The organism is Streptomyces sp. 4F14 (assembly GCF_048159485.1).
In the GTDB taxonomy this organism is placed as follows: domain Bacteria; phylum Actinomycetota; class Actinomycetes; order Streptomycetales; family Streptomycetaceae; genus Streptomyces.
Map to the genome: position 1 here is coordinate 1 of NZ_JBLRVY010000013.1, position 23,684 is coordinate 23,684.

A 23,684-nucleotide genomic window follows, 5' to 3' on the forward strand; every position below is an offset into this window, starting at 1 on the left:
AGCGGGCAGCGGGCAGCGGGCAGCGGGCAGCGGGCAGCGGGCAGCGGGCAGCGGGCAGCGGGCAGCGGGCAGCGGGCGCAGCCTCACCGGCGTCCACCGGCGAGTCAAGAGGCCCGGCTCGTCGGCAGCACCTCGCGAACCGGTGGGGACGGCATGGCCCGTGGCCATCAGCGAGCCAATGAGGGCGGCATGAGCGGCGAGCGGCGAGCGGCGAGCGGCGAGCGGCGAGCGGCGAGCGGCGAGCGGCGAGCGCAGGGTATCCGCCGGTATCTGTGTCTCGCCGCCCCGCCCGGTCCCTCAGCGGATGCCCCCCACCCGTACCGCCGCCCCCAGCGCCGCCACGCTCAGCAGTGCCGTACCCAGGAGGTAGTACCCGGGAGCCACGCCGGACCCCGTCGCCCGGGTGAGCGCCGCCGCGATCGTCGGGGTGAAGCCGCCGAAGACGGCGACGGTCGTGTTGTAGCTGAAGGAGAGGCCGGTGGCGCGGGCGTGGGCGGGGAACGCGTCGGCCATCACCGAGGGGAGCGTGCCGAAGTACACGGCCTTGAGGAGGCCCAGGATCGTCGTGCACAGGGCGAGTGTCAGGAAGGTCGGGGAGGCCGTGAGCCACAGGAACAGGGGGACCGCCGTGATGCCGAGGAGCAGCGCGGCCGGGACCATGAGGGGCAGTCGGCCGTAGCGGTCGCCGAGGAGGCCGACGACGGGGGTGACGAACGTGAGGACGGCCCCGGCGATGAGGAGCGCGGTGAAGGAGAGGGAGTCGTCGAGGCCGAGTTCGTCGATGCCGTACGTCGGCAGGTACTGGAGCATGAAGTTCACGGCCGTCGACACGACGAGGACACCCCCGGCGATCAGCAGGCCCCGCCAGTGGTCGCGGAACACCGTCACCATCGGCGACTTGGCCTGCGGCTCGCGCACGACGGCCGGGGACTCCTCGACGTACCGGCGTACGAAATAGCCGACGGGCCCGATCAACAGGCCGAAGACGAACGGGACTCGCCACCCCCACGCGTCCATCTGCCCGGTGCTCAGTACGGCGGTGAGCCCCGCCGCGAACCCGGCCGCCATCAGCGTCGACAGGCCCTGGCTCGCGAACTGGAAGCTGCCGAGGAAGCTCTTGCGGCGTTCGTCCTGCTCGACGAGGAACGAGGTCGCCGCCCCGAACTCGCCGCCCGCCGCGAACCCTTGGAAGAGCCGGGCGACGACGATGCCGATCGTCGCGGTGATGCCGATCGTGTCGTAGCCGGGCATGACCGCGAGCATCAGCGTGCCGAGGACCATGAGCCGGATCGACAGCATGAGGGCCTTCTTGCGGCCGTGCCGGTCGGCGTAGGCGCCGAGGAGGAGCCCGCCGAGGGGCCGGATCAGGTAGGTGACCCCGAACACGGCGTACGCCTGGACGAGTTGGACGCCGGGGTCGCCGCTGGGGAAGAAGGTGCGGCCGATGTGCGCGGCCATCAGCGCGTACACCGCGAGGTCGAACCATTCGAGGGCGTTGCCTATGGTCGCCGCCGCGATGGCGCGGGTGGTGCTCCGGGGGACGGGGGCGGCGGTGTGGGTGGGCTGCGGGGAGGGAGCGGTCATGGGGAGGGTCCTTCCGGCGTACTACACGGGGACTACCTGAGGACTACGCGTGGCAGGACGACGAGCCGCAGGACTACGAGCCGCAGGACTACCCGCGCACCGGCAGCGGATGATCCGCCGTCGGATTGCCCAGCGCGTGCAGCAGCCCCACGGTCAGCACCAGCCCCTCCCGCGCGATCGACACGGGAAGGTGCTCGTCGGTGGCGTGCTGCCGGCAGCCGGGGTAGGAGTGCGGCAGCCAGAGCGTGGACAGGCCGAGGACGTCCGTGAAGACCGCGTTGGGCAGCCCGCCGCCGATGTTGGGGAGGACGGCGACGGGCCGCCCGGCGGCGCGGTCGAGGACCGGCCGGGCCCAGCGCACCCACGGGTCGTCGAGCGGCGTACGACTCGCGGGGTACGTCCCCCGGGTGCTGACGTCGATCATCGCGTAGCCGTGGGAGGCGAGGTGCGCGGCGACGGCCGCGGCGGCGTTCTCGGCCTCCGTGCCGACGACGTGCCGGAGTTGGAGGACCGCGCGGGCCCGGCCGGGAATCGCTCCCACGGGCCGGTCGGTGTCCCCGGCGGAGATCGCGAGGACTTCGAGGGTGTTCCAGGCGTAGAGCCGTTCGGCTGGGGTGAGTCCGGGCTCGCCCCAGCGCGGGTCGGCGTCGACCTCGACCCCGGCGAGCGCCTCGCGGACCTCGGGGCTCACCGGCGGCGGCAGCAACTCGGGGACGAGGATGCGGCCGTGTCCGTCGACGAGGGTGGCGATGGCGGCGGCGAGGGTGGTCGCCGGGTTGCGCAGGACGCCGCCGCGGTTGCCGGAGTGGTGGGCGCCGGGCCGCAGATCGGCGTCCAGGAGGAGCTGTACGCCGCCCCGGGCGCCGAGGAACAGCGTCGGTGTCGTCTCGTCGAGGCGCGGCCCGTCGGAGGCGAGCAGGACGTCAGCGGCCAGCAACTCCCGGTGGGCGGCGGCGAATTCGGCGAGGCCGGGCGAGCCGATCTCCTCGCCCGGATCGAAGAGGAACGTCAAGTTGAAGCCCAGGCGGCCCTGTTCGGCGAGCAGCAGCCGCAACGCGGCGAGGTTGACGAGGTGTTGGCCCTTGTTGTCGGCGGCGCCGCGCCCGTACCAGCGGTCACCGTCGGCCGTGAGGGTCCACGGGTCGCGGTCCTCGCTCCACCGTCCGGCCATGCCCTCGACGACGTCGGCGTGGCCGTAGCACAGCACGGTCGGCAGCGTGGGGTCCTCGATCCGGCGGCCGACCAGGAAGGGGCCGGCCGCCGGTGAGGGGTTCTCGTGCCGGGTGACCGTGCAGCCGAGGTCCTTCAGCGCGGGGGCCAGGATCTCGCCGAGGTATGCCTCCAGGGCAAGGCGGCCCTCGGGGCGGGCACTCTCCGTGGCGTAGGCGACCATCGTCGCGAGCTCGGCGAAGAAGGCACCGGAGTCGACGAACTCCTCGGCCGCACGGGCGAGTTTCTCGGGGGTCACGGGTGCTTCGCTCCAGGTTTCCGGGGAGGTGTGGCATCAGCAGAGTAGGGCGGTTCCGGGTCTGCGACCATTGCCGTTTGCGACGCCCTGCGTTCTCTTTGAAGCAAACCTCCGGAGGTTTTGGTGCAGATGCTGCCGGTGAACCTGGCGTATTTCCTCGAAGTGGCCCGCGCCGGTTCGGTGACGGAGGCCGCGCAGAGTCTGAACGTGGCGCCGTCGGCGGTCAGCCGGCAGATCGCCAAGCTGGAGTCGGGGCTCGGGGTGCCCCTGTTCGTGCGGCACCCGCGCGGAATGACACCGACCGAGGCGGGCCTCAGGCTGCTGGCCCACGCGCGCCGCACGGAGGCCGAATCGGCTTCGTTGGTCGAGGAGTTGAGGAGCGGCGGGGGCGCCGCGGCGCGCAGTGTGGTGGTCGCCTGCTCGGAGGGGTTCGCGCAGCGCCTCGTCCCGCTCGCGGTCGTCGAGCTGCGCCGCGACCATCCCGACGTGGCGTTCCGCGTCGACGTCGTCCAGCGCCAGGAGGCGACCCGCCGGGTGGTGGAGGGGCTCGCGGACGTCGCGGTGACCTACGCGATGGGCCCGCAGGCCGACGTACGCGTCGAGTGCTCGGTGGTGGTGCCGGTGACCGCGCTCGTCCCGTACGGCCATCCGCTGGCCGGGCGCGACCGGGTGGGCCTCGCCGAACTCTGCGGGTATCCCCTGGCGTTGGCCAACCCGGGGACCAGCCAGCGCGAGCTGTTCGACATCGGCGTACGCCTCGAAGGGCTCAGCGTGCGCCCGGCGCTGGTGTGCGACGCGCTCGCCCCGCAGTACGCGTTCGTCCGCGCGGGCGGCGGCATCGCCCTGGTCGGCGACCTCGGCGACCTCGACGACACGGGCCTCGCGCACGTCCGCGTGGACCATCCGGTGTTCCGCCAGCGGGAGGCGCAGGTGCAGACGGCGGCGGTACGGCGCCTGCCGTGGGCGGCGACGAGATCCGCGGAGCTGCTGACGGAGGCGCTGCTGAGGGCGTCCGGGGAATGAGGCGCGGGGCGGGGGGTGACGTGGGCGTAGCTCCCAGGTACGTCGTACCCAGGGCCTAGTCCCATCCGCCTACCCCGCCTCCGTCCCGAGGTCCTTATCCGCGCCGAGCCGCGTCGTTAGCCTGAGCGGCCCATCCCCCTTCCCCCGAGGAGAACGGTGCCCGAGAACGGCTTCACCCACGTGTGCGCGCTGGACGTCCTGGAGGAGGACGTGCCCCGGCGGTTCGAGGTCGCGGGGGTGCCGCTGGCCGTCGTACGGACGAAGGCGGAGGTCTTCGCGATCCACGACGTCTGCTCGCACAGCGCGGTGGCCCTCTCGGAGGGCGAGGTGGAGGGGCGCAGCGTGTCGTGCTGGCTGCACGGCTCGCGGTTCGACCTCGGCACCGGCAAGCCGCTCGACCCGCCGGCGACCCGGCCGGTGCCGGTGTATCCGGTGCGGGTCACGGACGGGATCGTGTACGTGTCCCTGCCGGGCGGGAGCTGATGGACGGCGGCCCCGACGCCTCGCGCTCGGACGCCGCCCGCAACCGGGAACGCATCCTGGACGCCGCCCGGCGCCTGGTCGTCGCGTACGGTCCTGAGCACGTCACGATGCGGGAGGTCGCGGCCGAGGCGGGCGTCGGCAAGGGCACGCTGTTCCGGCGGTTCGGGGACCGGGACGGCCTGTTCGCGGCGCTCCTCGACGAGGCCGACGCGGACTTCCTGGAGGTGTGCGCGTCCGGCCCGCCGCCGCTGGGCCCGGGCGCGGCGCCCGTCGACCGGCTCACCGCGTTCGGGCACGCCCTCCTGGACCGTGCGGCCGTCGAGGGCGACCTCGCCCCGGCCCTCGCCCGCGCCCTGCTGCCGCGGCACCGCGACGAGTCGGTCCCCGGCCGCGCCTTCCAGGCCCATGTCACCGCCCTGCTGCGCGAGGCGGGCGTCGACGGCGACCACGACCTCCTCGCGCGCGCCCTGCTCTCGTTCCTCAGCTTCGAGACGGTCGACCACCTCGACCGGCACGCGATCCCGGCGGCCCGCCTGTACACGGCGTGGGCCGACCTGGTCCGCCGCGTGCTGCGCCTCCCGGCCGCCCCCTCATGACGGGGCCGCCCGCGCCCGCTCCAGCACCCCCGCCGCCGCCCGGTCGCGGGCGTACGGGCGCAGCCGGGCCAGCAGCGTCCGCAGCCGGCCCTCCACCCGGGCGCTGGCCACGCCGGGCCGCGCGTCGAGGAACGTGTGCGCCGCCGCGCAGGCCCGGTCGAGATGGCCGATGTCCAGGTGCGTCAGGGCCAGGTCCGCGAGGGTGATCGCCGTGGACCGCCGCTCGTCCGGGGGCCGGTGGCGCAACGAGATCTCCAACGCCCGTACGGCCGACCGGTGGTCGCCTCGCGCGCGGTGGACGTACGCCTGGTGCAGGGCGAGCGCGCCCGGGTGGAACGCGCCGGTCGGCAAGTCCCCTGCGCCGCCCGCCCGTTCGAGGCAGCGCTCGGCCTGGGTGAGCCGGGTGAGGCAGGCGGCGTCCCCGGCGGCGGCCTCCGTGAGCGCCAACTGCCCCAGGAAGAAGGCGTGTCGCTGCGGCGGGGCGTGCCGTACGCCGATCCGGACCGCTTCCCGCGCGAGCGCCCGCGCCTCGGTGACGTGCCCCAACTGGTGGGCCTGCACGCTGAGTCCGCGCAGGGCGACCGCGTGTCCGACCCGGTCCCCCGCCTCGTCCGCGAGCCGCGCGGCGGCCCCGTACATGCGCTGGGCGAGCGCGTGCCGGCCGCTGTCGTAGGCGACGAAACCGCACAGGTACGCCAACTGGGCGGCCACCTCGAAGAGTTCACGCCGGACGGCGGGCGTGGACGGGCCTCGCAGCCAGGGCAGCAGCACCGTCCCGAGGAACCGCCGCAGCGGTTCGCGGACCGCGCCGGAGCCGAAGACGTCGTCGCTGCGGGAGAGGACGACGAGGAGGTGGCGGGCGGATTCGACGTGGGGCGGGCCTATACGGGTGGCGGGCACAGCGGTGATGCCGGACAGGGTCAGCCCTCCCGGGACGTACACCTCTCGCGCCTCGGCGGTCCCCAACGCCCCGGCCAGCAAGGCGAATCCGTCGCCCCCCACCGCTCGGGGCGTCTCGTGCACGAGGCCGGTCTCCGCCGGGCGCAAGCGTCTGCCGAGCCGCGACGACAGGGCCTGGGCCACCAACTCCGGTGCGGGCGGCCGGGGTTGGGTGCCCGACAGCCAGTGGGACACCGCCGTACGGTCGTAGCGCAGCGCGAACCCCTGGGCGGCGCCCAGGGAGTTGACCTCGCGGGCCAGGCTCGCGCCGGACCAGCCGGCCTCGGTGAGGAGGGCGCGCAGGGCGCGGTTGGGTGGTCTCAGTCGTCGCACGGTCACCCCCGGACGTTCAACGTCCGCTCGTGTTCAACACACCGGTCAGCGGCACGCACACCGGGCGCGGCCGGCGTCGTACACGCTCAGAGTGCGTCCGTACGGCCGGTCGCGCGCAGTGCGCATCGGCGGCGCGCGCTCCAGCCCGGCACGCCCTCCCGCGGGGCGCGGGCGGCAGCTGGGACCACCGTGCTCCTTCCCCCTCCGAGAGGACTCCCCCATGGCCTCGTCCCTTGACCTCTTCCGACTCGAAGGTGCCCGCGCCCTCGTCACCGGCGCCTCGCGGGGCATAGGCAAGGCGGTCGCCGAAGCGCTCGCGGACGCGGGCTGCGACCTGGCGGTGTCCGCCCGTACGGCGGCCGCGCTGGAGGACACCGTGCGGGCGGTGGAGGAGCGGGGGCGCAAGGCGACCGCGCTCGCCGGGGACCTCGGGGAGGCCGGGGTCGCGGCGGGGGTAGTGGAGCGGGCGGCCGAAGCGCTCGGCGGGCTCGACGTCGTCGTCCACAACGCGGGGGTGACACCCGCGGACGCGGACGGCGGGATGCTGCTGGTCCAGCTCCAGGACCTGCCCGAGCCCGCCTGGGACCGGGTGATCGCCGTCAACCTCGACGCGACGGCCGCGCTCTGCCGGACCGCGTACCCCTACCTCGCCGAGTCCTCGCGGGCCAGCCTCGTCCTCATGTCCTCCACCGCCGCGATCCTCGGCGCCCCGCTGCTCGACTCGTACGCCGCGACCAAGGCGGCCCAGGTGTCCCTGGCGAAGAGCCTCGCGGTGGGGTGGGCGCGGCAGGGCATCCGCGTCAACGCGATCTGCCCCGGCTGGACCCTCACCGACATGACGACCTTCGCCAGCGAGACGGACGCGCTGTCCGAGTGGCTGATGGGCCACGTCCCGCTGGGACGCTGGGCGAACGTCGAGGAGATCACCGGCTCGGTCCTGTTCCTGGCGTCCCCCGCGTCGTCGTACGTCACGGGCCACGCGCTGGTGGTGGACGGCGGGGTGTCGGTCCCGGACGGGGGCTTGGCGGGGTACCCGAAACCGGCGTCGCCGTTGGCGGGGTGACCGCGCCCGGCCCCCGTCAGCCCCTCCCCCCGACCGCCCTCAGCAGGAACGGCAGCAACCGGTCGGCGATCGTCTCCGCGTCGGCCGTCTCCGTGGGGCGGGCCGTGAGCAGGAGGCGGCTGACCATCGGGCCGATGACGAAGTCCGCGACCAGGCCGGCGTCCTCGACGGGGGCGATCTCGCCCCGGTCGACGGCGCGGCGGACGACCTCCTCGACGCGGTCGCGTACGGGCGTCATGAACGCGCCGGTGAGGGCTTCGGCGAGGGTGACGTTGTGGGCGGCCTCGCCGATCAGGGCGCGCATGAGGCGGCCGTTCTCGCCGGTCAGGCCGGTGGCCTTGTCCCGCAGGAGGATACGGAGGTCGCCCTCCAGGCTGCCGGTGTCCGGCCGCTGCTCCAGGTCCGCGGTGAACGCGGCGGCCGCGGCCAGCACCAGGTCCTCCTTGGAGGACCAGCGCCGGTAGAGCGTCGCCGTGGAGACACCGGCGCGAGCGGCGACAGCGGCGGTGGTCAGCCCGCCGTACCCGCTCTCGGCGAGGACCGCGAGGGTGGCGGCGAGGAGAGCGCGGTCACGGGCGGCGTCCCGGGGACGCCCGCGCCGGACGGGTACGGGGCCTGCGCCGAGCACCCCCGCCCCCTCAGCGTCGGACACCGGTCAGTCCCGGCAGGTGTTCCGCGAGGTGGTACGCGTGCAGGCGGGCGAACTCGTCGTGGGTGCAGGGGCCGTACGCGGGGTGAGGCGCGTGCGGGCCGGTGTGGGAGGTGAAGAGGGCGACCGCCTCGGTGAGGTCGGCGGCCGCGTCGGCGATGGGGAGGCCGGGGTCCAGGGGCGGGGCGCCGTCGATCTCGGCGGTGAGGGAGTGCTTCATGGCGCCCCGGCTGAGGAAGACCTTCTTGGCGAGCGCGCCGGCGGTGGCCCGGAAGAGGGCCGGCTTGAGGCGCGGGTACCCCGTGACCGAGTAGCGGACGGTCTGGGCGCAGTGCTGGAGGGTCTGGGAGAGGTTCCAGGCCGTGTCCAGCTCCAGCAGGTCCCCTTCAGGACGGTGGAGCTGTTCCAGGATGCGGTCGGTGAGCTCGGGGAGCGCTGCGGTCATGGCCACGAGAATACACTTATACGAAACGAAACATTTTCGTTTCCTATATCCTGGGCCGCATGCCCCTCGACACCAGGACCACCCCCGACGCGGCGGCGACCGTCGCCCGCCTGCACGCCACCTTCGCCACCGGCCGCACCCGCCCCGCCGCCTGGCGCAAGGAACAACTCCGCGCCCTGCGCGCCCTGTTGATCGACCGCCAGAGCGAACTGGCGGACGCGCTCCACACGGACCTCGGCAAGAGCCCCCTGGAGTCCTACCTCACCGAACTCGGCTTCGTGGTCAACGAGATCGACCACACCCTGCGCCATCTGAACCGCTGGATGCGCCCGCGCCGCGTCGGCGTCCCCCTGTCGCTGGCCCCGGCCCGCGCCCGCACGGTGCGCGAACCGCTGGGCACGGTCCTGATCGTCAGCCCCTGGAACTACCCCCTCCAACTGGCCCTCGCCCCGCTCGTCGGCGCGCTCGCGGCGGGCAACTGCGCGGTCGTGAAGCCGAGCGAGCTGGCCCCGGCGACCTCGGCGGCGCTCGCGCACTGGCTGCCGAAGGTCCTCGACCCGCAGGCGGTGGCCGTCGTCGAGGGCGGTGTCCCGGAGACGACGGAACTGCTGGAACAGCGTTTCGACCACATCTTCTACACCGGCAACGGCGCGGTCGGCCGGATCGTCATGACCGCCGCCGCCCGCCATCTCACCCCGGTCACCCTGGAGCTGGGCGGCAAGTCGCCGGCCGTCGTGGAGCCCGGCACGGACCTCGCGACCGCCGCGCGCCGCATCGCCTGGGGCAAGTTCATGAACGCCGGGCAGACCTGTGTCGCCCCGGACTACGTCCTCGCGGTCGGGGACGCGGCGGCGGAGCTGGAAGGGCATCTCGCGACGGCCGTCCGGGAGATGTACGGGGAGCGGCCCGCCGAGAGCGCGGACTACGGGCGGATCGTGAACGACCGGCACTTCGAGCGGCTGACCGGGCTGCTCGGCGACGGCCGTACGGTCGTGGGCGGCGAGCACGACAAGGAGACGCGGTTCATCGCGCCGACCGTCCTCGCGGACGTGTCCCCCGAGTCGGCGGTCATGCGGGAGGAGATCTTCGGGCCGATCCTGCCGGTCGTCGCCGTCCCCGACCTCGACGCGGCGATCTCCTTCATCACCGCGCGGGACAAGCCGCTCGCGCTGTACGCGTTCGTCGCGTCCGGCCGGTCCAAGAAGCGGCTGGAGGCGGAGACCTCGTCCGGGGCGCTCGCGTTCGGGGTGCCCAACGCGCACCTCACCGTGCCGGGGCTGCCGTTCGGCGGGGTCGGCGAGAGCGGGGTGGGCCGCTACCACGGGGCGCACTCCATCGACACCTTCAGCCACCACAAGGCGGTCCTGGACAAGCCGCTGCTGCTCGACCCGCTGCGGGTGGCGTACCCGCCGTTCACCCAGGTCAAGGAGCGGATCCTGCGGAAGCTGGTGTGACGTCCCCACTCCTGCGAGGCGCCTCCCAGGGGACCTCTGCGGCGAAGGCGGTGCCGAGGAGACGCGTGAAGTTCCAGTAGTCACCGTCGCCGGCCTCCAGCGCGTCGAGCAGCAGCCGGGCGGGCGGGAAGGGGTGGGCGGGGTCGAGCCGGGTGAGACCGAGGAGGGCGGTACGGGCGGGGGTCGGGGAGGACGCGGCTCTCCCGGCCCGGCCTCCGGACGCGGGACTCGCCTCCCCGGCACCGACTGCTCCGCCCTCGCCCACGGCCCCGACACCGGCACCGGACGCCGGGTCCACCGCCTCGGCGTTGTGCCCGGACGCCGGATCCGCCACCCCGGCACCGCCTTCCACCCCCTCGAACCCCTCCAGCGCCGCCGTCAACGCCGGTACGAACGAGCCCTCCTCCTCGCCCTCCCACAGCCCCGCTATCTCGTCCAGCTCGACCGTCACGTACGCGCCCGGCGCGCGCTCGACCGCCTCGCGCAGGAGCGCGGCGTGGCCGGCGAGGTCCGGGGCGCCCGGGAAGAGGCGGGCCAGCGCGGGAAGGGCGGCGGCGAGCTGGGCGAGGGCACGGTCCTTGGGTGCCAGCGGCGCCGTCGCCTCGATCACGTCGTCCTCATCGACCTCGTCATCATCGTCGTCCTCGTCGAACGTGAAGACCTTGGTCACCAGGTCACCGGCCCGGAACAGCGCCAGCCACAGCAGGGGCACGGCCTGCGCGTCCGTGGCGACGACGCCCGTGCGGGGCACGAAGTCGGGGTCCTGGCTCGACGGGTACAGCACCGGCCGGTCCGACACGCAGAGATACGACGAGTTCGACATGCCGCCCAAGCTAACGCCGCCCACTGACAACGGACCCCGGCACCTCGGCCGACGGGCCGTTGTCAGTGGCGGGCGTTACGGTGCGAACAACCGCACTTTTGGAGGCTCCCATGGCTTCTCGGCTCAACCCCTACCTCACGTTCACCGGCGAGGCCCGGCAGGCGCTGGAGTTCTACGAGCAGGTCTTCGGCGGCGAGCTGTCGCTGAACACGTACGGCTCCTTCGGCCAGGCGGACAACCCCGAACTCGCCGACAAGATCATGCACGGCATGCTGGAGACACCGAGCGGCTTCACCCTGATGTGTGCCGACAACCCGCCCGGCATGGCGCCGCCCGCCGAGCACCGCTACTCGATCAGCCTCAGCGGTGACGACGACACCGAGCTGCGCGGCTGGTGGGAGAAGCTGTCGGCCGGCGGCTCGGTGTCGGTCCCGCTGGACAAGCAGATGTGGGGCGACGTGTTCGGCATGTGCACGGACCGCTTCGGTGTCCCGTGGATGGTCAACATCACCGCGCCGCAGGGCTCCTAGTCGAGGCAGAACTCGTTGCCCTCGGGGTCGGCCATGACCAGGAACCCGCCGGTGAACGGAGGCTGTGCCTCGAACCGGCGCAACAGGGTCGCCCCGAGGGCGACGAGGTCGGCCCCCTTGGCCTCAAGGGCGGCCGTCCGGTCCTCGCCCTCCAGACCGGGTGCCGCACGGACATCGAGGTGGACGCGATTCTTGGCGCTCTTCCCCTCGGGGACGCGCTGGAAGAACAGCCGAGGCCCGCGCCCCTCCGGATCCACGAGGGCCGACTTGTCGTTCCACTCCTCCTTCGGCACCCCGGCCTTCGCGAGGAAGGCGTCCCACGCGGCCCTCGCATCGTCCCCGTCCGCGAGCAGGACACCGGGAGGAGCGGGATAGACGTACCCGAGCACCTCCTGCCAGAACTCGGCGAGGGCTCCGGGATCGTGCGCGTCAAAGGTGATCTGGACGTCGAGGCTCAACGGCGTGCTCCGTTCGGTGCGGCTGATCGGCTCTGCGCCCACCCTCGCACCGAACTAGGCCAGATCCTGTCCTAGTAGCAGGCGGAACGCGGCCCGTTCACTCGGACGACAGCGCCGACAGCAGCTCCCCCACCTGCGGATCCGGCAGCGCCCGCGCCACGTCCGCCTGCGCGACCATCCCGACGAGCCGCCCCTGATCGAGGACCGGCAGCCGGCGCACCTTGTGCGCGGCCATCGTCCGCAGGATCTCCTGCGCCTCCTCGTCCGCGCCGATGGTGACGATCTCCCCCTGGGCCAGCTCGCCCACGGTGCACTTCTCGGGGCTGAGCCCCCTGCCGAGCACCTTGGTGACGATGTCCCGGTCCGTGAGGACGCCCTTCAGCCGGTCGTCCGCGCCGCAGATGGGCAGGGCGCCGACGTCGAGGCCGGTCATCCTGCGCGCGGCCTCGGCCACGGTCTCGCGTTCGTCGACGCAGACGGCGTCCGGCGTCATGATCTCGCGTGCGGTGGTCATGTCCTGCCTCCCTTCCCCGGGGCCGCACCGACCCCGGTGAGATGCCCGGGTCCCCTGCCACCGGAGGGCCAAACCCCGTATGCCGGGCGGCAGAAGGGGTACTCCGGTGGGCCGAGAGCCCCTGCGGCAAGGAGGATTCATGGCCCCCGAAGACCACACGCCGTCCGACACCCCCAAACAGCGCCAGCGCGAACGCGCCACCGCCGACGACCCCGCCGTCGGCCCCCTCACCACCGACCAGGGCGTCCAGGTCGACCACACGGACGACTCGCTGGCGGCGGGCGAGCGCGGCCCGACGCTCCTGGAGGACTTCCACTTCCGCGAGAAGCTGACCCACTTCGACCACGAGCGCATCCCCGAGCGGGTGGTGCACGCGCGGGGCGCGGGCGCGTACGGCTGGTTCGAACCGTACGAGTCCTGCGCGGAGTTCACCCGCGCGGCCTTCCTGCGGGACCCGGCCGAGCGGACCCCGGTGTTCGTGCGGTTCTCGACCGTGCAGGGGTCCAAGGGGTCCGCCGACACCGTCCGGGACGTACGCGGGTTCGCGGTCAAGTTCTATACGGCGGAGGGGAATTACGATCTCGTCGGGAACAACTTCCCGGTCTTCTTCATCCAGGACGGCATCAAGTTCCCCGATTTCGTGCACGCGTTGAAGCCGGAGCCGGACACGGACATCCCGACGGGCGCCTCGGCGCACAACACGCTGTGGGACTTCGTGTCGCTCCAGCCGGAGACGCTGCACGCGATCATGTGGCTGATGTCGGACCGGGCGATCCCGCGCAGTTACCGCATGATGCAGGGCTTCGGCGTGCACACCTTCCGGTTCGTGGACGCGGCCGGCCGGGGCACGTTCGTGAAGTTCCACTGGACGCCGAAGCTGGGCGTGCACTCGCTGGTGTGGGACGAGGCGCAGGAGTGCCAGGGCCGCGACCCCGACTTCAACCGGCGTGACCTGTGGGACGCGATCGAGGCCGGGGAGTTCCCGGAATGGGAGCTGGGCGTCCAGCTCATAGAGGAGGAGGACGAGTTCGGGTACGGCGTCGACCTCCTGGACGCGACGAAGCTGATCCCGGAGGAGCTGGTGCCCGTCCGCCCGATCGGCCGCATGGTCCTGGACCGCAACCCGGAGAGTTTCTTCGCCGAGACGGAACAGGTCGCCTTCCACACCGCGAACCTCGTGCCGGGCATCGACTTCACGGACGACCCGCTGCTCCAGGCCCGCAACTTCTCCTACCTGGACACGCAGTTGCTGCGCCTCGGCGGCCCCAACTTCGCCCAGCTCCCGGTGAACCGCCCGCTCGCGCCCGTCCGCACGAACCAGCGCGACGGCTTCCACCAGAGCGAGATCCACCGGGGCACCAACTACACCAAGAACTCCCTGGGCGGCGGCCACCCGGCCGTGGCGGGCCCGCGCACGCACTACCCGGAGCATGTGCAGGGCATCAAGTCCCGTACGCGCGCGGCGAGTTTCGCCGACCACTACAGTCAGGCCGCGCTGTTCTGGCACAGCATGAGCGACTGGGAGCGCGAACACATCGTCCAGGCCTTCCGGTTCGAGCTCGGCAAGGTCGGCGCGATCCAGGTGCGCACCCGTACGGTCGCGGAGCTGACGCATGTCGACCTGGACCTGGCCCGGCAGGTCGCCCGGGGCATCGGCGTACCCGAACCCACCGACAAGGAACCGGAGTTCGCGGCCGTCTCCCCCGAACTGAGCATCGAGGCGCTGCCCGGCGACGGCTCCGTCCGCACCCGGACGGTCGCGGTCCTCGCGCACGACGGCGTGGACGGACGTCAACTCACGTCTCTCAAGGAGGCGTTGACCGCGCGCGGCGCCGTCGTCGAGGTCGTCGCCCCGCTCGCCGGGTCCCTGGCGACCACGGACGGCGGCCCCCACCCGGCGGACCGCGCGCTGCCCACGGTGGCGTCGGTGCTGTACGACGGGGTCCTGCTGCCGGGCGGCCCCGTCGGTACGCCGGACCTGGTGACCGACCCGGACGTGATCCGGTTCGCCCGGGACGCGTACCGGCACGGCAAGCCGGTCGGCGCGCTCGGTTCCGGGGTCGGGGTGCTCTCGGCGGTCGTCCCGGACGCGGTGCGCACGGCGACGCCGACGAGCGGGCCGGTCTCCGACCAGGGCGTGGTGACCGACGCGGCGGCGGGGGCGGCCCGGCCGGAGTTCGTGGAGGCGTTCACGCGGGCGCTGGCGGCACACCGGCACCCGTACCGGCCGCCGGGGCGGTTCTGAGAGTGACGTAGGCGTCGATGGCGGGTCCGCGAGCGGCGGGCCCGCCATCGACGTACGACCATCAGCTCATATGACCACCACGACGACTGACGACGACTGGCGACGCCTGGCGACTACTGCCGGCCACCGCCGGACGCCTCCATCGCCATGCCACCCCACACCCCCGCCCCCTGATGCGTCTCCCGCGCCCACTCCGCGCACTGCGCCGCGACCGGGCAGCGGCGGCACACCCGGCGGGCCTGTTCCACCTGGTCGGCGCCTGGGCCGTGGAGGCTGATGGGGAAGAACAGGTCGGGATCGGCGGCGTCGGCGCAGGCCGCGTCGCGCTGCCAGTCCATCCGGTGCTGCCCGCCGGTCTCGACGTACCGTGCTCCGGGCTTGGCCCTCATGGGGTCCGTCCTCCTCACAGATCGCGCTGGACAGATACAGATCGTCACGCGTCAGGCCGCCCCCGCCCGGCCCCGGCTCTCCCCCGCGCCCACAGCGGCAGCAGCAGCCAGCACACCGCGAGCCACCCGGCCACCGGGACGGTCAGCCACGCGGCGAGCGTGTCGTCGACGACCGCGCGCAGGACGAGCAGCAGGGCGGACGTCATCGTCCCGAGGAGCAGGCCGAGGCCGAGGACGGTGAGCCGGGCCGCCCAGTCCACGGTCTGCGGTTTGACCTGCCGGCCGGTGAGGATCCGGTGCAGGGCGACGGGCCCGACCAGGGCGCCGAGGGTGGCCGAGGCGAGGACCACCGTCACGACGTACAGCGCGCGGTCGGTGTCCGAGACGTCCGCGAACCTCGGCTGGAAGACGACGGCGAGGAGGAACGCGAAGAGGATCTGTACGCCGGTCAGGACGACCCGCACCTCCTGGAGCAGGTCGTTCCAGCGCCGGTCGGCCCGTTCCTCCGGGGTCTCCCGGCGGCCGTCACGCGACTCAGGACCGGCATTCATCTCAAGCCCTTCAGGAGACAACGGCTCGCCCCGTCAGCAGCATCACCGTCGCCGCGATCGCCTCCGCGTCGATCCCGGCGGCCCGCACCTGTTCTTCGAGTGTCGCCGACCCCGGCATGTCCCGCACCGCGAGCCGCACCAGCCTCGGCTGGGGGCGCCCGTCGGCGAAGGCGGCGGCGACGGCGTCCCCGAGGCCGCCCTCGGGCCGGTGGTCCTCGACGGTCAGCAGGCATTCGGTGGCCGCAGCCGCCGCCCTGAGCGCGACCTCGTCGACGGGTTTCACGGAGTACAGGTCGACGACACGTACGCCGATCCCCACCGACTCCAGCAACTCCGCGGCGCGCAGGGCCTCGTGGACGGTCGTCCCGGCGCCGATGACGGTCACCCGGTCCTCGGGCCCGGACCGCAGCACCTTCGACCCGCCGACCGGGAACTCCTCGTCGGGCCCGTACAGCACCGGCATCGGGGAGCGGCAGGTCCGCAGGTAGCCAATGCCGGGCAGATCGGCCATCTCCCGTACCAGGTACGCGGTCTGGTGGGCGTCGCAGGGGTGCAGGACGGTCGAGCGGTGCACGGCCCGCATCATCGCCAGGTCCTCAAGTCCCATCTGGGAGGGCCCGTCCTCGCCGATGGCGACGCCCGCGTGCGAGCCGCAGAGCTGGATCGCGAGCCCGCTGACGGCGGCCATCCGGACGAAGTCGTGCGCCCGGGTGAGGAACGCGGCGAACGTCACCGCGTACGGCACATAGCCGCGCGCCCTCAACCCCACGGCCCCGGCGACGAGTTGCTGTTCGGCGATGTAGCACTCGACGTACCGTTCGGGGTGGGCCTGACCGAAGACCCCCGCCTTGGTGGAGTCGCCGACCTCGCCGTCGAGGACGACGACGTCGTCCCGTTCGGAGCCGAGCGCGGCGAGGGCGTCCCCGAAGGCGGCGCGGGTGGCGACCTTCTCGCCCAACTCGTAGCGCGGCCAGGGGAGATGCTCCGCCTTGGACCGCTCGGGGCGCCGGCTCCCGACGGGCAGGGCCACGCCGATCCGCGCGTTGCGCACCCCGCCGAGTTCCTCGATCGCGCGCTCGGCGTCGGGCAGCGGCTTGCCGTGGTGCCCCTCGGCGTCCTCGACCGCGGCGACGCCCTTGCCCTTCAGCGTGCGGGCCAGAACTGCCGTGGGCCGCCCCTCGGTCGACGCCGCCTCGCGGTACGCGGCGTCGATCGCGGCGACGTCGTGGCCGTCCACGGCGACCGTGTGCCAGCCGAACGCGGCGAGCCGCGCGGCGTACGCGTCGAGGTCCCAGCCGAGGCGGGTCGGGCCGCGCTGGCCGAGGCGGTTGACGTCGACGATCAGGGTGAGGTTGTCGAGGTGTTCGTGCCCGGCGTGCTCCACGGCCTCCCACACCGAGCCCTCCGCCAGTTCGCTGTCCCCGCACACCACCCAGACGCGGTACGGGAGTTCGTCGAGCCGCTGCCCGGCAAGCGCCATGCCGACGCCGACCGGCAGGCCCTGGCCGAGGGAGCCGGTGGCCACGTCGACCCAGGGCAGGCGGGGGGTGGGGTGGCCCTCCAGACGGCTGCCCTTACGGCGGAAGGTGAGGAGTTCGGCCTCGTCCACGACTCCGGCCGCCCGGTACAGCGCGTACAGCAGGGGTGAGGCGTGGCCCTTGGAGAGGATCAGCCGGTCGTTGCCGGGGTGGGCGGGGTGCGCGAAGTCGTAGCGCAGGTGGTGGGCGAGCAGGACCGCGCCGAGGTCCGCCGCCGACATCGACGAGGTCGGGTGTCCCGAGCCCGCCGCCTGCGCGGCACGTACCGCGTCCACCCTCAACTGCTGTCCCAGTTCGGCCAGTTCGTCGTACCGCATGCGAAGTCCCCTACTCGTACGGATACGGGCCTCGGTCGTCCACCACCGGTGGCGCCTGGGGGACGATCATCCGCCTGCGGCGCGCGATGCTGGCGAAGGTGATCGTGCCGATCAGGCCGACCACCATGAGGATCAGACCGATCAGATCGAGGTTCGCCCCCTGCACCTCCCAGTCCGTGGCGAACGTGAGGATCGCTCCGACAGCGATCAGGGCGAGGCACCCTCCCAGTCCCATGGGTCCTGCTCCTTCCCTCCGGTTACGCATCACCGGATCCGGGCCGGGTACCCGCCCTGCGGCCACCGACACCGAGGAGTGGATCCCTGTGGACATCGCCTTTCTGACCGCCCCCGAGGGCACCGAGCAGATCGAGTTGACCGAGCCGTGGCGGGCGGTCGCGGCCACCGGGGACCGGCCGTCCCTGCTGTCCACCCGGGCCGGCACGGTCCAGGCGTTCCGCCATCTCGACCGGGGCGACGTGTTCCCGGTGGACGGCACGGTCGCGGAGGCGGACCCTGGAGAGTACGGAGCGCTCGTGCTGCCCGGCGGGGTCGCGAACCCCGACGCGCTGCGCCTCGACGCGGACGCCGTCGCGTTCACGCGGTCGTTCTTCGAGGCGGGCAAGCCGGTCGCGGCGATCTGCCACGCGCCGTGGCTGCTGGTCGAGGCGGGCGTGCTGGACGGGCGTGTCCTCACGTCGTGGCCCAGCCTGCGGACGGACATCCGCAACGCGGGCGGGACCTGGGTCGACGTCCCCGTGCAGGTCTGTGACCACGGGCCGAACCTGCTGATCACGAGCCGGCGGCCGGACGATCTGCCGGAGTTCACGCAAGCGTTCACCGAGGCGTTCGCGACCGTCTGAGAGGAGTGGGCCGACATGTCCCGAGGATCGAGCAGCAAACGGGAACGCCAGTACGAGCACATCAAGGCGTCCGCGAAGAAGCGCGGCGAGTCCACCGAGCGGGCCGAGGAGATCGCCGCGCGGACCGTCAACAAGGAGCGGGCCCGCGCCGGGGAGTCGAGGACCGCGAGCCGTACGTCGCTGAAGGACCCCAAGTCGGCCTCGCAGCGCGGCGGTCAGCGCTCCCACAAGGGGGCCGGCGGGCCCACCCGGGACCAGTTGTACGAGGAGGCGCGCAGGCGGGGGATCGAGGGGAGGTCGGGGATGAACAAGGCGGAGCTGGCACGGGCGTTGGGGAAGTAGGACAGAGAAGTGGGTGGGACGAAGGGCCGTCCCACCCACCTGTCGGTCCTGTTCCTCAGTGCTTGCCGCGTCCCGTCAGCGCGTCCCTGATCCGGTCCACCATCCCCGCGCCGGGCGCGAGGAGCTTGTTGGCCGGCGGGGTGTCCGGGGCCGAGGGGTGGGGGCGGGTCGGGGCCGTGGACTTCGCGTGGCGGACCTGGTCGCCGAGTTTGCCCAGGTCGTCGGCGGTGGTGACCTCGCGCAGGCGCGGGAAGAGGGTGCCCTCCTCGTCACGGATGTGTGCGCGGACGTCCGCGATCAGCTCGCGGATCAGGCGGTCGAACTCCGGCTTGTCCGCGTCGAGGCCCTCCAGGCTCTTCATCGTGCGCTCGGCCTCGGAGTGGTCGGCGATCTCCTTGTCGGCGACGCGGTCGCCGTCGGGGAGGGCGGTGCGGACGGCGGGGTAGAGGTGCATCTCCTCGGCCACCGAGTGCCGGACCAGTTCGATCACGGCCTTGTCGGCGAGGTCACGGCGCCGCGCGTCCCCCGGCGGCAGCGCTTCGATCCGGGCGAAGAGTTCCTCCACCTCCCGGTGGTCGGTGGTGAGTTCGGCGATGACGTCTCCGCCGTGGCCCATGGCCGGTCCTCCTTCGTACGGGGGGTGCTCGGACGCCCGCCGGGTACCCCGCCGCCCCGGGGCGAACCGTCGCGTTACGGGCCGCCGCCCAGGGGTACCCGGCGCGCATGAAACGCATGGACCATCTCGAACATCTCGACAAACACCTGGTCGAGGAGTTGACCGTGGTCGCCCGCGAGACGATCCGCGAGGAGCTGCGCGAGCAGACCCGCAGGCAGCGCCGCCGGGCCACGCTGTACGCCGCGTCGGGCGCGGTCGCCCTGTACGCGGGCGCGGCGCTGGCCCTCGCGCTGGGCCTGGCCCTGGACGCGGGCCTCCCCGGCTGGGCGGCGGCCCTGATCATGGCGGCGCTCCTGGGCGCGGCGGCGTACGCCCTGCGCAGTGCGGCACGCCCGCACGACCCGGCGCACACCCCGGCCCACGAGGCCCCGCCGGAGCCTGAGGCACCACTCCGCGACCAGCGCCGCGACGAGGCCCTCCGGGGCCCGACGCCGACCGGCAACCCCGGCATCCCGCACCCCCCGTACCCGCCGACCGTCCCGACCCACCGGCCGGAGAGCACCCCGGACCCGCGCCGGCGCCCGATCTGAGCGCCGAGCCCCCCATCCGCCCCTACCCCCAGGAGCCCCCGTGAGCCGCCCCCGCATCCTCATCGTCGGAGCCGGCTTCGCCGGATACCGTGCCGCCCGCCACCTCACGCGAGCGGCGCGCGGCCGGGCCGAGATCACCGTGCTGAACCCGACCGACCACTTCCTGTACTTACCCCTGCTCCCCCAGGTCGCGACCGGCGTCCTGGAGCCGCGCAGGGTCGCCGTCTCCCTGCCGGGCACCCTGCGTGACGTACGGGTCGTGCTCGGTGAGGCGGACCGGGTGGACCTGGACGGCCGGGCGGTGCACTACAAGGGCCCGGAGGGCGGTACGGGCAGCCTGCCGTACGACCGTCTCGTGCTGGCCGTCGGGAGTGTGAACAAGCTGCTGCCCGTCCCCGGTGTCACCGAGTACGCGCACGGCTTCCGCGGTCTGCCCGAGGCGCTGTACCTGAGGGACCACATCACCCGGCAGATGGAGCTGGCGGCCACCGAGGACGATGCGGCGGCGCGCTGTACGTTCGTGGTGGTCGGCGCGGGCTACACCGGTACCGAAGTCGCCGCGCAGGGGCGGCTGTTCACGGACGCGTTGCAGCGGGCCCGGCCTCGCCACGAGGCCCTCACGACCCGCTGGCTCCTGCTGGACACGGCCCCGCGCATCCTCCCGGAGCTGGACGAGCGCCTCGCGCGCACGGCGACGCGGGTGCTGGGCGAGCGGGGTGTGGAGGTGCGGACGGGGACGTCGGTGAAGGAGGCGCGCAAGGACGGGGTCCTGCTGACGGACGGCGAGTCGGTCCCGACCCGCACGCTCGTGTGGTGCGTGGGCGTACGCCCCGACCCGCTCGCCGAGTCCCTCGGTCTGCCCCTGGAGCGGGGCCGGATCCTCGTCGAGCCGACGCTCCAAGTGCCGGGCAGGCCCGAGGTGTTCGCGTGCGGTGACGTCGCCGCGGTGCCCGACACGGACCGGCCGGGCGAGTTCACGGCGATGACGGCGCAGCACGCGTGGCGGCAGGGCAGGACGGTGGCGCAGAACGTGGCCGCCTCCTTCACCGGCCGCGAGCAACGCCCGTACCACCACAAGGACCTGGGTTTCGTGGTGGACCTGGGTGGCGGTCAGGCGGCGGCCGACCCGCTGGGCCTGCCCCTGTCCGGCCTCCCCGCCGGCCTCGTCACCCGCGGCTACCACCTCGCCGCGCTCCCCGGCAACCGCGTCCGGGTCGCCGCCGACTGGCTCCTGGACGCCGTACTGCCGCGCCAGAGCGTCCAGTTGGGCCTGGTGCGCGGCTGGTCGGTGCCGTTGGACACGTCCTCGCCGGAGCTGGCGCGGGTGCCGGGCGAGCCCGAGAGGACGTCCCCGATCGTGGCGCCGACCCCGAAGCACGCCAAGGAATGAGCTCCCGTGCCCGTAGAGATCCACCGCCCCGACAAGGTGCTCCTGCCCGCGGGCCCGGACGGCGGCGAGGTCACGAAGGCGGACCTCGCCGCGTACCACCGCGAGGTCGCGTCGTTCATGCTGCCGCACCTGCGGGGCCGCCCGCTGATGCTGGAGCGGCATCCGGACGGCGTGGACGGGCCGGTGTTCATGCAGAAGAACACCCCTGACCACTACCCGGGCTGGATCCCCCGCGCGCAGGTCGCCAAGGAGGGCGGCACGGTCCGCCACCCCTTGTGCGAGAACGCCGACACCCTGGCCTACTTCGCCGATCAGGCGTGCCTCACCCTGCACCGCTGGCTGTCGCGCGCCGGCCACCCGGACCGCCCGGACGTGCTGGTCTTCGACCTCGACCCGCCCGACGACGGCGACTTCGGGTCCGTACGCGACACGGCCCGCTGGCTCGGCGAACTGCTGGACTGCGTACGGCTGCCGTCGGCGCCGATGACGACCGGTTCGCGCGGGCTGCACGTCCTCGTGCCGCTCGACGGGCGGCACGGTTTCGACGAGGTGCGGGCCTTCGCCCGGGACGTCGCCGAACTGCTGGCGTCGGACCATCCGGACCTGCTGACGACGGCCGTCCGCAAGCGGGCGCGCGGCGCGCGGCTCTATCTGGACGTGCAGCGCAACGCGTACGCGCAGACGGCCGTGGCGCCGTTCACCGTGCGGGCCCGGCCCGGCGCCCCGGTCGCCGTGCCGGTCGCCTGGGACCAGCTCGACGAGCCCGGGGCCGGTCCGCGCCGGTGGACGGTCGCGAACGCCGTCGAGCAGGCCCGTACCCGCCCGTGGCGGGGTCTGCCGAGGCGGGGGCGGGCTCTGGGCCCGGCTCGCCGGAGGCTGGACGCACTGCGCGGCAACCAGAGGTTTGGCCGGGGGAGTTAGGGCCACTCGACAGTCGAAGGTCACAACTCCTTCACAATTCAACGGGCGGCGACGATGACGGACAGCGGCTTACCAGAGCCCATGGAAGTGCTGAACCGGGCACGTGAACAGCTCACGGAGCTGACCGGAACGGCCGCGGAGACCGTGTCGTCCTTCGAACGCACCGACGACGGCTGGTCGTTGGAGATCGAGGTCCTCGAACTCGCCCGCGTTCCCGACACGATGAGCCTGATGGCCGGATACCGGGTCGATCTCGACCCGCAGGGCCAGGTCACGGCCTACCGGCGCGTCCGCCGCTACGAGCGCGGACGGGCCGACCCCCACTGATCAACTCCCGTTCGATCAGCTCCCGTTGATCGATCCCCCACCATGCGAGGAGGCATGGCCGACATGACCGTCGTCCCGGCACAGTCCGGCGGTGGAGGCGGTACCAGTGGTCTCTACGACGTCCTGGAACTCATCCTCGACCGGGGACTCGTGATCGACGTGTTCGTACGCGTCTCCCTGGTCGGTATCGAGATCCTCAAGATCGACGTACGGGTCGTCGTGGCCAGCGTCGACACCTATCTGCGGTTCGCCGAGGCGTGCAACCGCCTGGACCTGGAGGCGGGGCCGCACCGCGACCCCGGACTGCCCGACCTCGTGGGCGAGATGACCGAGTCGGGGGCGCGCGGCAAGTCGAAGGGCGCGCTGTCCGGCGCGGCCGAGACGATCGCCGGCGCCGTCCGGCAGGCCCGCGACGAGCATGAGTCCGACGGGCAGCCGAAGCCGCGCCGCAGGACCACGGCCGCGCGCCGGAAGGAGGAGCAGGAGTGAGTACGTACGTCTACGGCATCGCCGCGAGCACGCACCCGGCCCTGCCCGAGGGCGGCCAGGGCGTGGGTGATCCGCCGACGGCCGTGCGCGTGCTGCGGGAAGGCCCGCTCGCCGCGCTGGTCAGCGACGCACCCGCCGAACTGCGGCCCAAGCGGCGCGATCTGCTCGCCCACCAGGAGGTGCTGGTGGAGGCGGGCGCCCGGGGGTGCGTGCTGCCGATGCGGTTCGGCAGCGTCGCCCCCGACGACGCCGCCGTCACCGAGGTCCTCGCGCAGCGCGCCGAGCACTACCGGGAGCGGCTGCGGGCGCTGGACAACAAGGTCGAGTACAACGTCAAGGCGAGCCACCTGGAGGAGGCGGTCCTGCATCTGGTGCTCGCCGACAGCCCGGAGCTGCGCGCCTTGGCCGAGGCCAACCGGCAGGAGGGCGGCGGGAGTTACGAGCAGAAGCTGAGGCTCGGCGAGCTGATCGCCACCGCCGTGCGGGCCCGGGAGGCGGAGGACGCCGCCGCTGTGCGCGGGGCGCTGGAGCCGCTCGCCGTCGCCGTCGATCCGGGGCCCGGGTCGACGGGCTGGCTGGCCAACGTCTCCTTCCTGATCGACCGGGACGCCTCGGCGGCGTTCGCGGAGGCGGTGGAGGCGTTCCGCAAGACGCACCCGCACCTGGAGGTGCGGCTCGCGGGGCCGCTGCCGCCGTACAGCTTCGTGGAGCCCGGGCCGGAGTGAGCGGCGGGCCGAGGGAATGGGG

At 73.3% G+C, this 23,684-nt stretch carries 28 protein-coding genes; 15 read left to right on the plus strand and 13 right to left on the minus strand.

What is annotated here, in order from left to right; genetic code table 11:
* Positions 1 to 297 precede the first annotated feature (297 nt).
* Positions 298 to 1,584: an MFS transporter gene (locus ACLZOT_RS22865; RefSeq protein ID WP_416970881.1), complete on the minus strand. Its 1,287-nt coding sequence runs from the start codon at positions 1,582 to 1,584 to the stop codon at positions 298 to 300.
* A gap of 88 nt (positions 1,585 to 1,672) precedes the next feature.
* On the minus strand, positions 1,673 to 3,052 hold the full coding sequence (locus ACLZOT_RS22870; RefSeq protein ID WP_416970882.1) for a M20/M25/M40 family metallo-hydrolase: 1,380 nt from the start codon (positions 3,050 to 3,052) through the stop codon (positions 1,673 to 1,675).
* A gap of 129 nt (positions 3,053 to 3,181) precedes the next feature.
* Here ACLZOT_RS22870 and ACLZOT_RS22875 point away from each other — a divergent pair, with 129 nt between their 5' ends.
* The 3 genes from ACLZOT_RS22875 to ACLZOT_RS22885 all read left to right on the plus strand — a co-directional run bounded on the left by ACLZOT_RS22875 (position 3,182) and on the right by ACLZOT_RS22885 (position 5,154).
* Positions 3,182 to 4,075 carry a LysR family transcriptional regulator gene (locus ACLZOT_RS22875; RefSeq protein WP_416971130.1) on the plus strand — a complete coding sequence of 298 codons (894 nt, stop codon included), beginning with the start codon at positions 3,182 to 3,184 and terminating at the stop codon, positions 4,073 to 4,075.
* Between the two features lie 156 nt (positions 4,076 to 4,231).
* Positions 4,232 to 4,558: a non-heme iron oxygenase ferredoxin subunit gene (locus tag ACLZOT_RS22880; protein WP_416970883.1), complete on the plus strand. Its 327-nt coding sequence runs from the start codon at positions 4,232 to 4,234 to the stop codon at positions 4,556 to 4,558.
* The gene (locus ACLZOT_RS22885; protein WP_416970884.1) at positions 4,558 to 5,154 is read left to right on the plus strand and encodes a TetR/AcrR family transcriptional regulator; all 597 of its coding nucleotides are present in this window, start codon (positions 4,558 to 4,560) and stop codon (positions 5,152 to 5,154) included. Before ACLZOT_RS22880 ends, ACLZOT_RS22885 begins: the two co-directional genes overlap by 1 nt.
* On the opposite strand, the gene ACLZOT_RS22890 is transcribed toward ACLZOT_RS22885, so the two are convergent.
* On the minus strand, positions 5,149 to 6,432 hold the full coding sequence (locus tag ACLZOT_RS22890; RefSeq protein ID WP_416970885.1) for a hypothetical protein: 1,284 nt from the start codon (positions 6,430 to 6,432) through the stop codon (positions 5,149 to 5,151). The two genes, ACLZOT_RS22885 and ACLZOT_RS22890, sit on opposite strands and share 6 nt — an antisense overlap.
* A 214-nt stretch (positions 6,433 to 6,646) precedes the next feature.
* On the opposite strand from ACLZOT_RS22890, the gene ACLZOT_RS22895 reads away from it, so the two are divergent.
* Positions 6,647 to 7,489 (plus strand): SDR family NAD(P)-dependent oxidoreductase, encoded by an 843-nt coding sequence (locus ACLZOT_RS22895; RefSeq protein ID WP_416970886.1) that lies wholly within the window; start codon positions 6,647 to 6,649, stop codon positions 7,487 to 7,489.
* Between the two features lie 16 nt (positions 7,490 to 7,505).
* On the opposite strand, the gene ACLZOT_RS22900 is transcribed toward ACLZOT_RS22895, so the two are convergent.
* Positions 7,506 to 8,141 carry a TetR/AcrR family transcriptional regulator gene (locus ACLZOT_RS22900; protein WP_416970887.1) on the minus strand — a complete coding sequence of 212 codons (636 nt, stop codon included), beginning with the start codon at positions 8,139 to 8,141 and terminating at the stop codon, positions 7,506 to 7,508.
* Positions 8,128 to 8,583, minus strand: coding sequence for a DUF1569 domain-containing protein (locus tag ACLZOT_RS22905; RefSeq protein WP_416970888.1), 456 nt, complete (start codon positions 8,581 to 8,583; stop codon positions 8,128 to 8,130). Before ACLZOT_RS22905 ends, ACLZOT_RS22900 begins: the two co-directional genes overlap by 14 nt.
* Before the next feature lie 59 nt (positions 8,584 to 8,642).
* On the opposite strand from ACLZOT_RS22905, the gene ACLZOT_RS22910 reads away from it, so the two are divergent.
* Positions 8,643 to 10,037 carry an aldehyde dehydrogenase family protein gene (locus ACLZOT_RS22910; protein WP_416970889.1) on the plus strand — a complete coding sequence of 465 codons (1,395 nt, stop codon included), beginning with the start codon at positions 8,643 to 8,645 and terminating at the stop codon, positions 10,035 to 10,037.
* On the opposite strand, the gene ACLZOT_RS22915 is transcribed toward ACLZOT_RS22910, so the two are convergent.
* Positions 10,006 to 10,860 (minus strand): hypothetical protein, encoded by an 855-nt coding sequence (locus tag ACLZOT_RS22915; protein WP_416970890.1) that lies wholly within the window; start codon positions 10,858 to 10,860, stop codon positions 10,006 to 10,008. The genes ACLZOT_RS22910 and ACLZOT_RS22915 overlap by 32 nt on opposite strands.
* 110 nt (positions 10,861 to 10,970) lie before the next feature.
* Between ACLZOT_RS22915 and ACLZOT_RS22920 the strand changes: the two genes are divergently transcribed.
* Positions 10,971 to 11,390: a VOC family protein gene (locus ACLZOT_RS22920; protein ID WP_416970891.1), complete on the plus strand. Its 420-nt coding sequence runs from the start codon at positions 10,971 to 10,973 to the stop codon at positions 11,388 to 11,390.
* Here ACLZOT_RS22920 and ACLZOT_RS22925 read toward each other — a convergent pair.
* Both ACLZOT_RS22925 and ACLZOT_RS22930 read right to left on the minus strand, forming a co-directional pair.
* Positions 11,387 to 11,848: a VOC family protein gene (locus ACLZOT_RS22925; protein ID WP_416971131.1), complete on the minus strand. Its 462-nt coding sequence runs from the start codon at positions 11,846 to 11,848 to the stop codon at positions 11,387 to 11,389. The genes ACLZOT_RS22920 and ACLZOT_RS22925 overlap by 4 nt on opposite strands.
* Before the next feature lie 97 nt (positions 11,849 to 11,945).
* On the minus strand, positions 11,946 to 12,362 hold the full coding sequence (locus tag ACLZOT_RS22930) for a CBS domain-containing protein (protein WP_416970892.1): 417 nt from the start codon (positions 12,360 to 12,362) through the stop codon (positions 11,946 to 11,948).
* Positions 12,363 to 12,501: 139 nt separating this feature from the next.
* Between ACLZOT_RS22930 and ACLZOT_RS22935 the strand changes: the two genes are divergently transcribed.
* The gene (locus ACLZOT_RS22935) at positions 12,502 to 14,607 is read left to right on the plus strand and encodes a catalase (protein WP_416970893.1); all 2,106 of its coding nucleotides are present in this window, start codon (positions 12,502 to 12,504) and stop codon (positions 14,605 to 14,607) included.
* A gap of 113 nt (positions 14,608 to 14,720) precedes the next feature.
* On the opposite strand, the gene ACLZOT_RS22940 is transcribed toward ACLZOT_RS22935, so the two are convergent.
* Genes ACLZOT_RS22940 through ACLZOT_RS22955 form a run of 4 tightly spaced genes read right to left on the minus strand, consistent with a single transcriptional unit; the run spans position 14,721 to position 17,637 of the window.
* Complete coding sequence (locus ACLZOT_RS22940; RefSeq protein WP_416970894.1) at positions 14,721 to 14,996, minus strand: WhiB family transcriptional regulator; 276 nt, start codon at positions 14,994 to 14,996, stop codon at positions 14,721 to 14,723.
* A gap of 44 nt (positions 14,997 to 15,040) precedes the next feature.
* Positions 15,041 to 15,547, minus strand: coding sequence for a DUF6328 family protein (locus ACLZOT_RS22945; protein WP_416970895.1), 507 nt, complete (start codon positions 15,545 to 15,547; stop codon positions 15,041 to 15,043).
* Positions 15,548 to 15,557: 10 nt separating this feature from the next.
* Entirely contained in the window at positions 15,558 to 17,402 is a 1,845-nt protein-coding gene (locus ACLZOT_RS22950; RefSeq protein ID WP_416970896.1) for a transketolase, read from the minus strand.
* Positions 17,403 to 17,412: 10 nt separating this feature from the next.
* Entirely contained in the window at positions 17,413 to 17,637 is a 225-nt protein-coding gene (locus ACLZOT_RS22955) for a DUF6458 family protein (protein ID WP_416970897.1), read from the minus strand.
* Between the two features lie 88 nt (positions 17,638 to 17,725).
* Between ACLZOT_RS22955 and ACLZOT_RS22960 the strand changes: the two genes are divergently transcribed.
* A complete protein-coding gene (locus ACLZOT_RS22960) occupies positions 17,726 to 18,262 on the plus strand; it encodes a type 1 glutamine amidotransferase domain-containing protein (RefSeq protein WP_416970898.1) in 537 nt (178 codons plus the stop codon).
* Positions 18,263 to 18,277: 15 nt separating this feature from the next.
* On the plus strand, positions 18,278 to 18,604 hold the full coding sequence (locus ACLZOT_RS22965; RefSeq protein WP_416970899.1) for a plasmid stabilization protein: 327 nt from the start codon (positions 18,278 to 18,280) through the stop codon (positions 18,602 to 18,604).
* 55 nt (positions 18,605 to 18,659) lie between these two features.
* On the opposite strand, the gene ACLZOT_RS22970 is transcribed toward ACLZOT_RS22965, so the two are convergent.
* Positions 18,660 to 19,220, minus strand: coding sequence for a hemerythrin domain-containing protein (locus tag ACLZOT_RS22970; RefSeq protein ID WP_416970900.1), 561 nt, complete (start codon positions 19,218 to 19,220; stop codon positions 18,660 to 18,662).
* Between the two features lie 107 nt (positions 19,221 to 19,327).
* Between ACLZOT_RS22970 and ACLZOT_RS22975 the strand changes: the two genes are divergently transcribed.
* The 6 genes from ACLZOT_RS22975 to ACLZOT_RS23000 all read left to right on the plus strand — a co-directional run bounded on the left by ACLZOT_RS22975 (position 19,328) and on the right by ACLZOT_RS23000 (position 23,662).
* Positions 19,328 to 19,810, plus strand: coding sequence for a phage holin family protein (locus ACLZOT_RS22975; RefSeq protein ID WP_416970901.1), 483 nt, complete (start codon positions 19,328 to 19,330; stop codon positions 19,808 to 19,810).
* A 40-nt stretch (positions 19,811 to 19,850) separates the two neighbouring features.
* Positions 19,851 to 21,200, plus strand: a complete 1,350-nt coding sequence (locus ACLZOT_RS22980) for an NAD(P)/FAD-dependent oxidoreductase (protein WP_416970902.1) — start codon at positions 19,851 to 19,853, stop codon at positions 21,198 to 21,200.
* Positions 21,201 to 21,206: 6 nt separating this feature from the next.
* A complete protein-coding gene (ligD, locus tag ACLZOT_RS22985; protein ID WP_416970903.1) occupies positions 21,207 to 22,121 on the plus strand; it encodes a non-homologous end-joining DNA ligase in 915 nt (304 codons plus the stop codon).
* A gap of 54 nt (positions 22,122 to 22,175) precedes the next feature.
* Complete coding sequence (locus tag ACLZOT_RS22990) at positions 22,176 to 22,448, plus strand: gas vesicle protein (protein ID WP_416970904.1); 273 nt, start codon at positions 22,176 to 22,178, stop codon at positions 22,446 to 22,448.
* A gap of 63 nt (positions 22,449 to 22,511) precedes the next feature.
* Entirely contained in the window at positions 22,512 to 22,937 is a 426-nt protein-coding gene (locus ACLZOT_RS22995) for a gas vesicle structural protein GvpA (RefSeq protein WP_416971132.1), read from the plus strand.
* The gene (locus ACLZOT_RS23000) at positions 22,934 to 23,662 is read left to right on the plus strand and encodes a GvpL/GvpF family gas vesicle protein (RefSeq protein WP_416970905.1); all 729 of its coding nucleotides are present in this window, start codon (positions 22,934 to 22,936) and stop codon (positions 23,660 to 23,662) included. Before ACLZOT_RS22995 ends, ACLZOT_RS23000 begins: the two co-directional genes overlap by 4 nt.
* Positions 23,663 to 23,684: the final 22 nt, after the last annotated feature.